The organism is Caballeronia sp. GAFFF1, assembly GCF_023630705.1.
Classification (GTDB): Bacteria; Pseudomonadota; Gammaproteobacteria; order Burkholderiales; family Burkholderiaceae; genus Caballeronia.
Genome location: NZ_JALQEM010000012.1, coordinates 85,931 through 100,661 on the forward strand (window position 1 = coordinate 85,931; position 14,731 = coordinate 100,661).

Here is a 14,731-nt window from a genome sequence, read left to right on the forward strand (position 1 = left end):
CACCTCATTCGAACGTAGACACACATGCAATTCCCCGAATCATGGCTCCGTAGCTTCGTCGATCCCAAGCTCTCCACCGACGAACTCGCTCACGCGCTGACGATGGCCGGTCTCGAAGTCGAAGACCTGCGCCCGGTCGCGCCGCCGACCGCGAAGATCGTCGTCGGGCAAGTGCTGGAAGTGGCGAAGCATCCGAACGCGGACAAGCTCAACGTCTGTCAGGTCGATGCCGGCACGGGCGAGCAGTTGAACATCGTCTGTGGCGCGCCGAACGTGTCGCCGGGCATCAAGGTGCCGGTGGCATTGATCGGAGCGGTGTTGCCGCCGGTCGAAGCGGGCGGCGAGCCGTTCGCCATTAAGCCGACGAAGCTGCGCGGCATCGACAGCCAGGGCATGCTGTGCTCGGCGCGCGAACTGAAGCTGTCGGAAGACCACAGCGGTCTGCTTATTCTTCCGGCGGACGCGAAGGTCGGCGAGGACATTCGCGAAGCGTTGAACCTCGACGACACCGTCTTCGAAATCAAGCTCACGCCGAACAAGGCGGATTGCCTCTCGGTGTTCGGCGTCGCGCGCGAAACGGCGGCGATCACCGGGGCGCCGTTGAAGACGCTCGACATGCCGCCCGTCAAGACGACGCTCGACGAAAAGCTCCCGGTCAAGGTCCTGGCGCCGGACTTGTGCGGCCGCTTCTCCGGCCGCGTGATTCGCGGCGTGAACGCACGCGCGAAGACGCCGCAATGGATGGTCGAGCGTCTCGAACGCGCGGGCCAGCGCAGCATCTCCGCGCTCGTCGATATTTCGAACTACGTGATGCTCGAACTCGGCCGTCCGACGCACGTGTTCGATCTCGACAAGATTCACGGCGGCATCGAAGTGCGCTGGGGCAAGAAGGGCGAGTCGCTCAAGCTTCTGAACGGCAACACCGTCGAGCTGGATGAAACCGTCGGCGTGATCGCGGACGACGGCCAAGTCGAAAGTCTCGCGGGCATCATGGGCGGCGACAGCACGGCCGTCTCGCTGGATACCACGAACATCTATCTGGAAGCCGCGTTCTGGTGGCCCGACGCCATCCGCGGCCGGGCGCGCAAGTACAACTTCTCGACGGACGCGGCGCATCGCTTCGAGCGCGGCGTCGATTATTCGACGACGGTCGAGCACATCGAACGCATCTCGCAACTGATCCTCGATATTTGCGGCGGCCAAGCCGGTCCGGTCGACGATCAGATCCTCAACGTGCCCGAGCGTCGGCCGGTGACGATGCGCGTCGAGCGCGCGCATCGCATCATCGGCGTGCAGATCGGCGCGGAGGAGATCGCGCAGATTTTCTCGCGTCTGAATCTCGCGTTCGAACGTGACGGCGACACCTTCAAGGTGACGCCGCCGCCGTATCGCTTCGACATCGAGATCGAAGAGGACCTGATCGAGGAAGTCGCGCGCATCTACGGCTTCGAGAAGATTCCTGCGCGCCCGCCCGTGGCCGCGAGCGAGATGCGCCGCACGAACGAGACGGTGCGCTCCATTCACGTGCTGCGTCATGCCGTTGCCGCACGCGACTATTCAGAGACGGTCAACTTCAGCTTCGTGGACGCGGAGTGGGAGAAGGACTTCGCCGGCAACGACAATCCGGTCAGGCTCATCAACCCGATCGCGAGCCAGCTTTCGGTCATGCGCACGACGCTCTTCGGCAGTCTGATCGACGTGCTGCGCTACAACCTGAACCGCCGCGCAGACCGCATCCGCGTGTTCGAAGCAGGGCGCGTGTTTCTGCGTGATGCGTCGGTCAAAGCGGGCGAACTCACCGTGGAAGGCTTCGCGCAGCCGAAGCGCATCGGCGGTCTCGCATATGGTCCCGCGCTCGAAGAACAGTGGGGCGTGGCGTCGCGCCAAGTGGACTTCTTCGACGTGAAGGGCGATGTCGAAGCGCTGTTCGCGCCGGTCGTGCCGCGCTTCGTGAAGGCCGAACATCCGGCGCTGCATCCGGGACGCAGCGCGCGCATCGACATAGCTGGGCGCGCGGTCGGCTGGATCGGCGAATTGCATCCGCGCTGGATGCAGAAGTACGACCTGCCGCACGCGCCGATTCTCTTCGAAATCGACGCCGAAGCGCTCATGGAACGCGCGCTGCCGACGCCGTCCGAGGTATCGAAATTCCCGCCGGTGCGCCGCGATATCGCCGTCGTCGTGGATCAGAACGTGCCCGTGCAGGCACTTCTCGACGAGCTCGAAAACGCCCGTTCCGAGCCCGCCTGCAAGTACGTCACGCGGGTTGTGCTTTTCGACGAATTTCGTCCAAAATCAAACACTTCCGGTGGTTTGGGAGCGCATGAGAAAAGTCTTGCCTTCCGTGTAACGTTGCAAGATACTGGCGGCACGCTTCAGGACGAAACGGTCGACACGGCCATCAACACGCTGGTGGATCGCCTGGCTCGAGTACACGGCGCGCGGTTGCGCGGATAGCCTGCAGTTGGCCCCTCCGTCTCAATCGCATTTGCCGTTTTACCGATATGAACCAAATGAACTCGAGTGATTTCGAAGCCCTTCTTTCGGCGCAGCGTAGCGCCATGACCCGAGACAACACCACTTCGGGCGCGTTGTCGAATGACACGCCGACGCTCACCAAAGCCGAACTGGCGGAAATGCTGTTCGACCACGTCGGTCTGAACAAGCGCGAAGCGAAGGACATGGTCGAAGCGTTTTTCGAGGTCATCCGCGACGCGCTCGAAAGCGGCGACAGCGTCAAGCTGTCGGGCTTCGGCAACTTCCAGTTGCGCGACAAGCCGCAGCGTCCGGGACGCAATCCGAAGACTGGCGAAGCCATTCCCATCGCGGCGCGGCGGGTCGTCACGTTTCATGCTAGCCAGAAGCTGAAGGCGCTGGTCGAAACGGGAGCGGAGACGAGTCTGACTCGCTGACGCGTTTCTCGCGCCGAAGGGCGCATCCCGCTGTCCGACCGCCGCGCTTCATCGACATCACTCACCACGATGGTTGATCGACGATGGAAAAAGTCGTCTTGCCTCCGATCCCGGCCAAGCGTTATTTCACGATTGGCGAAGTCAGCGAGTTGTGCGGTGTCAAGCCGCACGTGCTGCGCTATTGGGAACAGGAGTTCACGCAGCTGAGGCCGGTCAAACGGCGCGGCAACCGCCGGTACTATCAGCATCACGAAGTCTTGCTGATCCGACGGATTCGCGAACTGCTTTACGAGCAGGGCTTCACGATCAACGGCGCGCGTAACCGGCTCGACGCGCAAGGACGCGCCAATGGCGACGATGCCATGTCCGCCGAGTCTTCCGGCGCGGGAGAGGCGCAGCAGCCGGCGGTCGACGTGGATCAGCTTCGCAAGGAGATCATGCAGGTGATCGATCTGCTCGGCGGGTGAGCGCCGGTCGCATGAACACCAAAAAGCCGCGATCGCGTATCGCGGCTTTTTCGTTTGCATCGAGCGTGCATCGCGGGCCGGCTGTACGATACCCGCGTATCTTTCTCGTTCTCTTCAGGGAGGCTTTATGCGAGTGTTGATCGTGGGCGCGACAGGATTGCTGGGCACGGAGATCGCGCGGATTCTGGCGCCCGAGCACGATGTCATAACGGCGAGCCGCAAGGGCTCGGATGTCGCCGTGGATTTGTCGGACAAGGCGAGCGTCGCGGCCATGTACTCGACGGTCGGCAACGTGGGCGCGGTGCTATGCGTCGGCGGAACGGCGAAGTTCGCGCCGCTCGACTCCCTTTCCGACGACGACTTTGCGTTCAGTCTCGCCAACAAGCTGATGGGACAGGTCAACCTCGTGCGCTGCGCGATCGGACATGTGGACGCGGGCGGCTGCATCACGCTGACGAGCGGCACGCTCGCTCAACAGCCGATGACCGGCAGCGCGGCCGTGAGTATCGTCAATGCGGGCGTCGAAGGATTCGCGCGTGCGGCGGCGCTGGAGTTGCAGGGCAAGATGCGGGTCAACGTAGTGAGTCCGGGATGGGTCGCGGAGACGCTTCAGTCGATGGGCAAGGACCCGTCCGGCGGCATCCCGGCCGCCGATGTGGCGCGGGCATACAAGCGCACGATCGACGAAGCGATGACCGGAGAAGTGCTGCTCGTCGCCAAAGGATGAGCGGCGTCAGCCCGGTGCGGCCTTGACGCTCTTTTCCGATCCCGCGACCGACCAATAGACGATGCTGGGCCCGATACCGCGCGGTGGGTATATGCGCCAGTCGTTCGCGCCGTGGTGAAAGAAACAGAGCGCGTAGAAGCCGCCGCGTATTGTGTCGGGCGCGCTTACACAGACATAGCGGCTGCCGCCGGGATAGATGCGGCCGAAGCGCGCCACGCGCGCACCACTTCGCGCATCAAACCTTCTGGCGATCTCACTGCGCAAAGAGGATGGGATGTAGTCGGGCTGGGCGCGCCTGTGATCGACAGGGGCGCAAGCGGACAGAGGCATTGCGGTGCCGCTCCTTATGTGTCAGTCGAACATTAGAGCTTAAGTGGCTGTTGCGCAAGTGAATTCTCGCGCGCCGCAGCGGTTTCGAGACACGCGCCTGACGCGGAACGTCGTCTTGGCCAAGCGAGGAAACCGGAGCCGAATTGAACAAAAGGCTCTCCGGCCAGAAGCCGGAGAGCCTTTTGGATTTTGGTCGGGGCGAGAGGATTTGAACCTCCGACCACCTGCACCCCATGCAGGTACGCTACCAGGCTGCGCTACGCCCCGAAAGAGCGAAAGTATATCAGAGCGAATCGGATAGTAGAACTGCTTCGGCTATTTTTACGGCAAACGTCGAAGAATCCACTTCTGCCGCTCATGCGTTACGACGCCGCGGCCGAACTGGCATCTGCTTCCACCATCTCCGGCATCTTCGCCTCCACGACGCGCGGCCTGGCGCTCCGTTGCCGCTGCCGGAACCGCAGCGCCAGCACCAGCGACACCGCACACGGAACGAGATAGCCGAGCACGCGCGCGCTCCACGCCGTGCGCGACCCGACGGCCTCGTACCGCGTATGCGCATGGAAGTCCGCGGACGCGAAGACCATCGTCAGAATGAAGTCGAGCACCATGGCCAGCACGCAAAAAGCGCAGTAGATCAGCGCGCCGTTCCAGACCGGTTTGCCGATGGCCGCGTTGGCCGTGCGGCACGCGAAGAGCACGGCGCCCAGCAGTAACAGATTGAAAAGCAACGGAACCCAGGGGAAGTCCATGTGCGGATGCCTCATGCGCTGAAGAGATCGGCAGTCCGCCAACCGGACGCCGGGCGCGATCTTCACACGCAGCCCCGTTTCGCTTGAATAAGAGTATTCCTAATCAGTTTGGCCGATCCGCCAGCGCCCCGGAGAGAAAGTCGATGAACGTGCGCACCTTCGTCGTCATGTATTTGCGGCTCGTGTACACCGCGTAGACGGCTGGCGCAAAGGCCGCGTAGCTCGGCAAGACGCGCACGAGCGCGCCCGACGCCAACTCCGCTTCGACGATCCACACCGGGAAATACGCGAGGCCGATGCCGGCTTTGACGAGTTGGAGCGCCATCGAAGTGTCGTTTGTTTTCAACACGGCTTGATTTTTGACGGTGAAAGCGCCGTCCGGACCGGAGAGCGTGACGGACTCGATGTTCGTATAAGTCGGCAGAACCATGCGATGCCGCGCGAGATCGTCGGGATGGCGAGGCTCGCCGTGACGTTCGAGATAAGCGCGCGAGGCGGCCAGCACGAACGGCATCGTGCACAGCGGCCGCACGATCAGCGAAGGCGACGGTTCCGACGTCGCGCGCAAAGCCATGTCGTAGCCTTCTTCGACGAGATCGACGAAGCGGTTCTCCAGCCGCAAGTCCACCAGCACGCCGGGGTAACGCGCCTGATACGCGACGAGCAGATCCGCGAACCGGCGATTCGCGAACCATCCCGGCGCCGTCACCTTCAGCACGCCCTTCGGCTCGGCGGTCTTTGCGCCGACCGCCGCCTCGGCCGCCTGCAATATGTCGAGCGCCTCGCGGGACTGCTCGTAATACACGCTGCCTGCTTCGGTCAGGCTCAGGTGCCGTGTCGTGCGGTTGAGCAGCCGCACGCCGAGTTGACGTTCGAGATTCGCGACATGCTTGCTCGTCATCGCCGTTGAAATGTCGAGGCGCTCGGCCGCCTTCACGAAGCTGCCGGCTTCGACCACTTCGCGAAACACGCGCAGGCTGGTGAGCGCATCCATCGTTAAGAATCCGCGGGGAAGGGAAAGCGCGATCTTAGCCGGATCACCTCGGCCATTCATCGAGCGCGTCGTTGAAGAGCGAGGCGACGACGCCGCGCAGCCATGTCGTGCGCGGATCGTTGTGATACTTGCGGTGCCAGTGCTGCTTAAGATCGAAGCGCGGCAACGGCAGCGGCGGCTCCGCGAGCGTGATCGACGCGTGCTCGGCGACATACGCGAAGCCGATCGCATGCGGCACCGTCGCGATCAGATCGGTGCGCGACAGGATGAACGGCAAGCTCATGAAGTGCGGCGTCTCCAGCACGGCGCGGCGCCGCACGCGCTCTTTGTCCAGATAATTCTCAAGGATCTCCTGGCTGCGTCCTTCCGCGCGCACGACCGCGTGACCGCATTCGACGAAGCGTTCCAGCGTGAGCGGCGCATTCGCGAACGGATGATCGCGCCGCATCAGGCAGATGAAGCGATGCGAGAAAAGCCGCTGCTGGAAGAAGTTGTTGCCGTGCAGGTCGGGAAAGTAACCGACGGCCAGATCGATGTCGCCGGACGCGAGCCCGCGCTCGACTTCGCCGTGCGATGCCGACACCGAGCGCAGATTCGCGTGCGGCGCTTCTTTCGCGAACGCCTGCAACAGACGCGGCAGAAACACGATCTCGCCGACATCCGAGAGCGCGATGGCGAACGTGTCGGTGCTGGAAGACGGATCGAAATGTTGCGTATCGAGCAGGCCGCGCTCGATGCGGCTCAGCGCCTCGCGCGCCGCGGGCACGAGCGCGAGCGCGCGCGGCGTCGGCTCCATGCCGCGCGACGTGCGCACGAACAGCGGATCGTTGAAGTATTCGCGCAGCCGCCCGAGCGCCGTCGACACGCGCGGCTGACTCACGCCGAGCCGCTCCGCTGCGCGGCTCACGTTGCGCGTTTCCTCGATGGCGACGAGAAACGGGATCAGGTTCAGGTCGAGGTCGTTCATGATGTGGACCGCAGGCCGCCGTCAGCCGCGTCGCGCGACCAGTTCGGAGACGCGTTGCGCCGCGCTTTGCAGCGGGGCGAGAAACGCCTTCACCATCTGCTTCGCGTTCTTGCGCTGCGCGTTGCCGCTGATATTGAGCGCCGCGATCACGCGGCCTTGCCGGTCGCGAATCGGCGCGGACATCGAAATCAGTCCTTCCTCCAGTTCCTGATCGACAATCGCCCAGCCCTGGCGGCGCACCAGCGCGATCGCGTCTTTCAACGCATTGCGGTCGGTGATCGTGTGCGGCGTTCTCGCGACGATGTCGCTGGCGTCGAGCACCGCGTCTAGCCGCGCCTCGTCGAGCGCGGAGAGCAGGACGCGGCCCATCGACGTGCAGAACGCGGGCAGACGGCTGCCGATGGACAGATTCTGCGTGATGATCTTGTGCGTCGGCACGCGCAGCACGTAGACGATTTCCGCGGCGTTCAACACGGCCGCCGAACAGCTTTCGTGAACCTGCTCGACGAGATCCTCCATGACCGGCTCGGCCAGATTCCAGAACGGCATCGACGTGAGATAGGCGAACCCGAGATCGAGAATCTTCGGCGTCAGTTGAAAGAGCCGGCCGTCGGCTTCCACGTAGCCGAGCGACTGCAACGTGAGCAGAATGCGCCGCGCGCCGGCCCGCGTGAGGCCCGTGGCGGCGGCGACATCGGTGAGCGTTTGCGCGGGGCGGCTCGCATTGAACGAACGGATCACGGCCAGGCCGCGCGCAAACGACTGCACGTAGGCGTCGCCGGGACGCGACGGCGCGTCTTGCACGTCGGTATCGAAAGAGGGCGTTGGAAGCTTGTTCATGACATTCTCGACGGCTCTGGCTCCGTACAAACCCGCGATTTACGCGGGTTTCGTTGACACTGCAACGAACGCGGGACTACCATTCGGTTGTTCGCTAAACGAATCGATGTTCGCATACCGAACACACTCATGCAAGCGTCATCGACGCGCAGGTAAACCCGAAGTTCGAAGCAGCGCGCAGTGTCTGCGCGCGCCGAACGGGACCGGAGAAGAACGGCAATGATCAACAAGATTTTCGAATCGCTCGCGTCCGCGGTGGCGGATGTTCACGACGGAGCGACCATCATGATCGGCGGATTCGGCACGGCGGGCATGCCGTCCGAACTGATCGACGCGCTCATCGAGCAGGGCGCGCGTGAGCTGACCATCGTGAACAACAACGCGGGCAACGGCGACACCGGGCTCGCTGCGCTCCTGAAGGCAAAGCGCGTGCGCAAGATCATCTGCTCGTTCCCCCGGCAGACGGATTCGCACGTCTTCGACGCCCTCTACCGCGCCGGCGAAATCGAGCTGGAACTCGTGCCGCAGGGCAATCTCGCGGAGCGCATTCGCGCGGCGGGCGCGGGCATCGGCGGCTTTTTCACGCCGACCGGCTACGGCACAAAACTCGCGCAAGGCAAGGAAACGCGCGAAATCGACGGCAGGCATTACGTGCTCGAATCGCCGCTGCACGCGGACTTCGCGCTCGTGAAGGCGTTCAAGGGCGACCGCTGGGGCAATCTGGTCTATCGTAAGACGGCGCGAAACTTCGGGCCGATCATGGCGAGCGCCGCCAAGACGGCCATCGTGCAGGTGTCGAAGGTCGTGCCGCTTGGCGAACTCGACCCGGAACACATCGTGACGCCCGGCATTTTCGTGCAGCGCGTCGTGGAAGTGCCGCAAGCGGTGCATGCCGCCGAACTCGCCGCCGAAGCCGCATAAAGGATAGATGCCATGAAGAAACTCACTCGTGACGAAATGGCGAAGCGCGTGGCCGCGGACATTCCCGAAGGCGCATATGTGAATCTGGGCATCGGCGTGCCGACGCTCGTCGCCAATCATCTCGCGGCGGACCGCGAAATCTTCCTGCACAGCGAGAACGGGCTGCTCGGCATGGGCCCCGCACCCGCGAAAGGCGAAGAAGACGACGAACTGATCAACGCCGGCAAACAGCACGTCACGCTGCTGACGGGCGGCGCGTTCTTCCATCACGCGGATTCGTTCGCGATGATGCGCGGCGGCCATCTCGACTTCTGCGTGCTCGGCGCGTTCCAGGTGTCGGCGAAAGGCGATCTCGCGAACTGGCACACCGGCGCGCCCGACGCGATTCCGGCGGTCGGCGGCGCAATGGACCTCGCCATCGGCGCAAAGCAGGTTTACGTGATGATGGAACTGCTGACAAAGCAGGGCGAAAGCAAGCTCGTGGCCGAGTGTTCCTATCCGGTGACGGGCGTGCAGTGCGTGGACCGGGTCTACACGGACCTCGCCGTGTTCGACGTGACGCCGGACGGCTTCGTCGTGCGCGAGATCGTCGACGGTCTGTCGTTCGAGGAATTGCAGAAGCTGGCCAACGTGCCGCTTCAGTACGCGCCCATTTCCGAGGCAGCCTGAGAAACCTATCTAGATTTGGAGCAAGCGATGAAAGATGCATTCGTATGTGACGCGATCCGCACGCCGTTCGGCCGCTACGCCGGCTCGCTGTCGTCGGTGCGCGCGGACGATCTGGGCGCCGTGCCGCTGCGCGCGCTGATGGAGCGCAACAAGGAAGTGGACTGGGAAGCGGTCGAGGAAGTCATCTACGGCTGCGCCAATCAGGCAGGCGAAGACAACCGCAACGTCGCGCGCATGTCCGCGCTGCTCGCGGGCCTGCCGGTGGGCGTGCCCGGCTCGACGGTGAACCGCCTCTGCGGTTCGGGCATGGACGCCATCGGCATTGCGGCGCGCGCCATCAAGTCGGGCGAGGCGGGGCTGCTCGTCGCGGGCGGCGTCGAAAGCATGAGCCGCGCGCCGTTCGTCATGGGCAAGGCGACGAGCGCGTTCTCGCGTCAGGCCGATATTTACGATACGACCATCGGCTGGCGTTTCGTCAATCCGCTGATGAAGAAGCAATACGGTGTCGATTCGATGCCGGAAACCGCCGAGAACGTCGCCGACGACTACAAGGTGAGCCGCGAAGATCAGGACGCGTTCGCGCTGCGCAGCCAGCAGAAGGCGGCGCGCGCTCAGAAGGACGGCTCGCTCGCGCAGGAGATTACGCCGGTCACGATCCCGCAGAAAAAGGGCGATGCCATCGTCGTCGATCGCGACGAGCATCCGCGCGAAACGAGCCTCGAAGCGCTGGCGAAGCTGAAGGGCGTCGTGCGGCCGGACGGCAGCGTGACGGCGGGTAACGCGTCGGGCGTGAACGACGGCGCCTGCGCGCTTCTGATCGCCGACGAAGACAGCGCGAAGCGCCACGGCCTGACGCCGCGCGCGCGCATTCTCGGTATGGCGACGGCCGGCGTGCCGCCGCGCGTCATGGGCATCGGGCCCGGGCCGGCGTCGCAAAAGCTGCTTGCGCGGCTCGGCATGACCATCGATCAGATGGACCTGATCGAGCTGAACGAAGCGTTCGCCTCGCAAGGGCTCGCGGTGCTGCGCATGCTCGGCGTCGGCGACGACGATCCGCGCGTCAATCCGAACGGCGGCGCGATCGCGCTCGGCCATCCGCTCGGCGCGAGCGGCGCGCGGCTCGTCACGGCGGCGACGTATCAGCTCGAACGCACCGGCGGCCGCTTCGCGCTGTGCACCATGTGCATCGGCGTGGGGCAGGGCATCGCGATGATCATCGAGCGCGTCTGACGACATGTTCGACTCCACCGGACGCCTGACCGACCTCATCTGCGGCAGCGAAGCGGCCAACGCGGTGTGGTCGCCGCGCGCCACCGTGCAGGCCATGCTCGATGTCGAAGCGGCGCTCGCGCGCGCGTCGGCAAGAGCGGGCGTGATTCCCGCGAGCGCCGTCGATGCGATCGTCGCCGCGTGCGACGCCGACAACATCGACGCTGCCGCGCTCATGTCGGGCGCGGCGGCGGGCGGGAATCTCGCGATTCCGCTCGTCAAGCAGCTCACCGCCGTCGTCAAGGCGCGCGACGCCGAAGCCGCGAAGTACGTGCATTGGGGCGCGACGAGCCAGGACATTATCGACACGGGCGTCGTGCTGCAGTTGCGCTCGGCGCTCGATCTCATCGACGCTGATCTCCAAGCGCTCGCCAATGCACTCGCGCATCAGGCGGAAAAGCACCGCGCGACGCCGATGATCGGCCGCACGTGGCTGCAACAAGCGCTGCCGATCACGATCGGCCTGAAGTTCGCGCAATGGCTGGACGCGGCGACGCGTCATCGCGCGCGTCTCGCCGATGTGCGCGCACGCGCGCTCGTGCTCCAGTTCGGCGGCGCGGCGGGCACGCTCGCGAGCCTGCGCGACAAGGCGCTCCCGACGGCGCGCGCGCTCGCCGACGATCTGCGCCTCGCGCTGCCCGCGCTGCCGTGGCACACGCAGCGCGATCGGATCGCGGAAGCGGCGTCCTTCTTCGGCATGCTGACCGGCACGCTCGGCAAGATCGCGCGGGACATTTCGCTCATGATGCAGACGGAGCTCGGCGAAGTGGCCGAGCCGTCGGCTGCGGGCAAGGGCGGCTCGTCGACGATGCCGCACAAGCGCAATCCGGTCGGCTGCGCGGCCGTGCTTACGGCGGCCACGCGCGCGCCGAACCTCGTCGCGACCATTTTCGCGGGCATGGTGCAGGAACACGAGCGCGCGCTGGGCGGCTGGCAAGCCGAGTGGGAAGCGTTGCCGGACCTCGCGCGGCTGACGGCGGGCGCGCTCGCCAACGTGAAGGACATCGTGCCGGGGCTCGAAGTGAACGACGGGCGGCTCGCGGCGAATCTGAACGCGACGAACGGCCTCGTGCTCGGCGAAGCCGTGATGCTTGCGCTCGGCGACGCCATCGGCCGGCTGGATGCGCACAAGCTGGTGGAAGGCGCGTCGAAGGCGGCGGTCGCAAGCGGTCAGTCGCTCTTCGACGTGCTCGCCGCGAACGAAACGGTCAGCGCCCATCTCTCGCAAGAGCGCCTGAAGGAACTGCTCGATCCGGCGAACTACGTCGGTCAGGCTCAGGCGTTCGTCGATGCCGCGCTCGCGCAGCATCGCCAGTATCCAGACACGGAGCAATAACAGCATGCCTTTCGCCGCTATCAATCAAACCCGGATTCACTACCGGATCGACGCCACGGCCGGCAACGACGCGCCGTGGCTCGTGCTCTCGAATTCGCTCGGCGCGGACGTGTCGATGTGGACGCCGCAGATCGAGGCGTTCGCGAAGCACTACCGCGTGCTGCGCTACGACACGCGCGGTCACGGCCATTCGGACGTGCCGCCCGGCCCGTACACCGTCGATCAACTGATCGGCGATGTGATCGCGCTGATGGATCATGTCGGCATCGAGCGTGCGAATTACTGCGGCCTCTCGATGGGCGGGCTCACCGGCATCGGGCTCGCTGCGCGTCATCCCGAGCGGTTCTCGCGCGTGGTGCTGTCCAACACGGCCGCGAAGATCGGCTCGGACGCCGTCTGGACGCCGCGCGCCGCGAAGGCGCGCGAGACCAACGGCATGGCCGCGCTCACCGACAGCGTCATCGCGCGCTGGTTCACGGAACCGTTCATCGAGCGGGAGCGGCTCGTGCTCGCCAATATTCGCGACGTGTTCCGCCATACGTCGGGCGACGGCTACGCGTCCAACTGCGAGGCGATCCGCGACGCCGACCTTCGCGAAGAGGCGAAGACCATCGCGCTGCCGGTGCTCGTGATCGCGGGCACGCACGACATGTCGACAACGGCCGAGCAGGGCCGCGAACTCGCGGGCGCCATCGGCGGATCGCGCTACGTCGAACTGGATGCCGCGCATCTGTCGAACATCGAGAAGCACGACGCCTACACGCACGCCGTGCTCGACTTCCTCGGAGAACAGCAATGACCGACGACGAACGCTACGAAGCCGGCATGAAGGTGCGCCGCGCGGTGCTGTCCGACGCGCACGTGGACCGGTCGCTCGCCAACCGCACCGAACTGACGACCGAATTCCAGAACTTCATCACGCGTTATGCGTGGGGCGAGATCTGGACGCGCGAAGGCCTGCCGCGCCACACGCGCAGTCTCATCACCATCGCGATGATGGTGGCGCTCAACCGCAGCGAAGAACTTGCGCTGCACCTGCGCGCCGCGAAAAACAACGGCGTGACGCAGGAGGAGATCAAGGAAGTGCTGATGCAGACCGCCGTCTACTGCGGCGTGCCTGCGGCGAACTCGGCGTTCCACCTCGCGCAGAAGATCTTCGAAGAGGAAGCGCGGTCGGGCGGGCAGTAGCCGGATCACCTTCCAAAAAGCCGTCCCCGCGATTCGGGAGACGGCTTTTGCGCTTCTAGAACGCGTAGTACGGCCCGTTGCCCGCTGGCGTCGCGCGGCCTTCGAGCGCGGTGAACACGCGTCGGCCGTAGAAGAACGGCAGGCCCCAGTCGAAGAAGCCGCTCGCGGGCCCCGCCAGATTGCTGAACGCGTTATTGCCGCTCGACAGAAGCGTCGTCGATTTAGCGACGGAAAACGACACGCCAGCCGATGCGCCGGTCGCGGAACTGAGCGTCGCGTTCAGCGATTGCGTCGTGCCCGGGCAGTACCAGACGCCGCACGACGTGAGCGTGGTCGAAGGGAAGAAGAGGCCGTTCGATCCGCTGTCGATGAAGCTCGAACCGTAGTCGCTGCCGCCGAAGTTCGTCGAGACGTAACCGGTGATGGAGTTGGATTTGAGCACCGTCGCCGAGCCCAACAAGTTATTCGCCTGCGATCCGATGCCGAAGGTCATCGTTCCCGCGACTGTGGACGCGCCTTCGGGCGGCACGGCCGGCAGTTCGATCAGCACGCCGTTGTTGTCGGTGGAAAAGCGCGCGACCGGATTCGTCACCTGCTGCGCGACCGCGACCGTGCTCGCCGAACACGCCGTCGACGTGCAGTTGTAGTACCAGCGCGGCATCGCGGATGCCGCGCAACCGCCGCCGCAATCGGCGGTAAACGGCCCAACGCCCAGAATGCCGTTGCCGCGCAGGTTCGACGCGGTGAGCATCGGCAGACCGGACTGGCTGCAATCCGTGGCGGCGGCGGGCACGGCGGAGTCCGCGATCAACTGAACGGAGATCGCGCTCGCCACCTGTCCGGCGAGCCGCACGTCGGCCTGACGGACCGAGCCCCACGTGTAGCCGGAGCCGAAGACCGCGCATTCCGCGACGGCCGAATTGGCCGCGTTGCCTCCGACGAGCGGCAGCGCAATGGACGGAGCGAGCGCGGACGCGAGCACCCGCAGCCCCTGCGATCCGGTATCGACCTGAATGTTGTCGATGGTCTGGCACGTGTTCGTGCCCGGCACGCACAGCGTGACGCTCGTTTGCAGCATGTTGCGCGTGCCGGTGACGGTTCGCGTGACCTGAATCGGCTGCACGTTGGGCGTCGTGGATTGCACGACGACGTTGCTCGCCGCGCCCGGTGAACTGGCGGCGACCGGGGCGCTTGCCGGTGCCGGCGTGCTCGCCGCCGTGGGCGCGCTCGCGGCCGATGGCGCGGGCGGCGAAGCGGTGGTGCTTCCCGAGCCGCCGCCGCATGCATGAAGCAGCACGCAAAGGCCGACCACGGGTAGACGAAAGAGCGTGCGGATAGTCATGGCAGGTCTCTCGCGCG

The 14,731-nt window shown here is 65.1% G+C and carries 16 protein-coding genes and 1 tRNA gene; 10 read left to right on the top strand and 7 right to left on the bottom strand.

Annotated elements, in window-relative coordinates; translation table 11 throughout:
* Nucleotides 1–24 precede the first annotated feature (24 nt).
* From pheT to NCR37_RS05445, 4 genes are all read left to right on the top strand, one after another.
* Entirely contained in the window at nt 25–2,457 is a 2,433-nt protein-coding gene (pheT, locus tag NCR37_RS05430; protein ID WP_250472105.1) for a phenylalanine--tRNA ligase subunit beta, read from the top strand.
* Between the two features lie 47 nt (nt 2,458–2,504).
* The gene (locus NCR37_RS05435) at nt 2,505–2,912 is read left to right on the top strand and encodes an integration host factor subunit alpha (RefSeq protein WP_159835930.1); all 408 of its coding nucleotides are present in this window, start codon (nt 2,505–2,507) and stop codon (nt 2,910–2,912) included.
* 83 nt (nt 2,913–2,995) lie between these two features.
* Nucleotides 2,996–3,379, top strand: coding sequence for a MerR family transcriptional regulator (locus tag NCR37_RS05440; protein WP_250472106.1), 384 nt, complete (start codon nt 2,996–2,998; stop codon nt 3,377–3,379).
* Between the two features lie 127 nt (nt 3,380–3,506).
* Nucleotides 3,507–4,106: a short chain dehydrogenase gene (locus NCR37_RS05445; protein ID WP_250472107.1), complete on the top strand. Its 600-nt coding sequence runs from the start codon at nt 3,507–3,509 to the stop codon at nt 4,104–4,106.
* 6 nt (nt 4,107–4,112) lie between these two features.
* On the opposite strand, the gene NCR37_RS05450 is transcribed toward NCR37_RS05445, so the two are convergent.
* The 6 genes from NCR37_RS05450 to NCR37_RS05475 all read right to left on the bottom strand — a co-directional run bounded on the left by NCR37_RS05450 (nt 4,113) and on the right by NCR37_RS05475 (nt 7,989).
* A complete protein-coding gene (locus tag NCR37_RS05450; RefSeq protein WP_250472108.1) occupies nt 4,113–4,436 on the bottom strand; it encodes a hypothetical protein in 324 nt (107 codons plus the stop codon).
* A 190-nt stretch (nt 4,437–4,626) separates the two neighbouring features.
* Nucleotides 4,627–4,703, bottom strand: a tRNA-Pro gene (locus tag NCR37_RS05455).
* Between the two features lie 95 nt (nt 4,704–4,798).
* Nucleotides 4,799–5,254, bottom strand: a complete 456-nt coding sequence (locus NCR37_RS05460; protein WP_250472109.1) for a hypothetical protein — start codon at nt 5,252–5,254, stop codon at nt 4,799–4,801.
* 37 nt (nt 5,255–5,291) lie between these two features.
* A complete protein-coding gene (locus NCR37_RS05465; protein WP_250472110.1) occupies nt 5,292–6,182 on the bottom strand; it encodes a LysR family transcriptional regulator in 891 nt (296 codons plus the stop codon).
* 43 nt (nt 6,183–6,225) lie between these two features.
* Nucleotides 6,226–7,149 carry a LysR family transcriptional regulator gene (locus NCR37_RS05470; protein ID WP_250472111.1) on the bottom strand — a complete coding sequence of 308 codons (924 nt, stop codon included), beginning with the start codon at nt 7,147–7,149 and terminating at the stop codon, nt 6,226–6,228.
* A 21-nt stretch (nt 7,150–7,170) separates the two neighbouring features.
* Nucleotides 7,171–7,989, bottom strand: a complete 819-nt coding sequence (locus tag NCR37_RS05475) for an IclR family transcriptional regulator (protein WP_250472112.1) — start codon at nt 7,987–7,989, stop codon at nt 7,171–7,173.
* Between the two features lie 219 nt (nt 7,990–8,208).
* On the opposite strand from NCR37_RS05475, the gene NCR37_RS05480 reads away from it, so the two are divergent.
* The 6 genes from NCR37_RS05480 to pcaC are packed head-to-tail and all read left to right on the top strand — an operon-like array spanning nt 8,209 to nt 13,372.
* Entirely contained in the window at nt 8,209–8,910 is a 702-nt protein-coding gene (locus tag NCR37_RS05480) for a 3-oxoacid CoA-transferase subunit A (RefSeq protein WP_250472113.1), read from the top strand.
* Nucleotides 8,911–8,922: 12 nt separating this feature from the next.
* Nucleotides 8,923–9,579 carry a 3-oxoacid CoA-transferase subunit B gene (locus NCR37_RS05485; protein WP_244848463.1) on the top strand — a complete coding sequence of 219 codons (657 nt, stop codon included), beginning with the start codon at nt 8,923–8,925 and terminating at the stop codon, nt 9,577–9,579.
* Between the two features lie 27 nt (nt 9,580–9,606).
* The gene (gene pcaF / locus NCR37_RS05490; protein WP_250472114.1) at nt 9,607–10,809 is read left to right on the top strand and encodes a 3-oxoadipyl-CoA thiolase; all 1,203 of its coding nucleotides are present in this window, start codon (nt 9,607–9,609) and stop codon (nt 10,807–10,809) included.
* 4 nt (nt 10,810–10,813) lie between these two features.
* Nucleotides 10,814–12,184, top strand: coding sequence for a 3-carboxy-cis,cis-muconate cycloisomerase (locus tag NCR37_RS05495; protein WP_250472115.1), 1,371 nt, complete (start codon nt 10,814–10,816; stop codon nt 12,182–12,184).
* Between the two features lie 4 nt (nt 12,185–12,188).
* Nucleotides 12,189–12,983 (top strand): 3-oxoadipate enol-lactonase, encoded by a 795-nt coding sequence (gene pcaD / locus NCR37_RS05500; protein ID WP_250472116.1) that lies wholly within the window; start codon nt 12,189–12,191, stop codon nt 12,981–12,983.
* Complete coding sequence (gene pcaC / locus NCR37_RS05505; protein ID WP_250472117.1) at nt 12,980–13,372, top strand: 4-carboxymuconolactone decarboxylase; 393 nt, start codon at nt 12,980–12,982, stop codon at nt 13,370–13,372. Before pcaD ends, pcaC begins: the two co-directional genes overlap by 4 nt.
* 55 nt (nt 13,373–13,427) lie before the next feature.
* On the opposite strand, the gene NCR37_RS05510 is transcribed toward pcaC, so the two are convergent.
* Nucleotides 13,428–14,714 (bottom strand): DUF3443 domain-containing protein, encoded by a 1,287-nt coding sequence (locus tag NCR37_RS05510; protein WP_250472118.1) that lies wholly within the window; start codon nt 14,712–14,714, stop codon nt 13,428–13,430.
* Nucleotides 14,715–14,731: the final 17 nt, after the last annotated feature.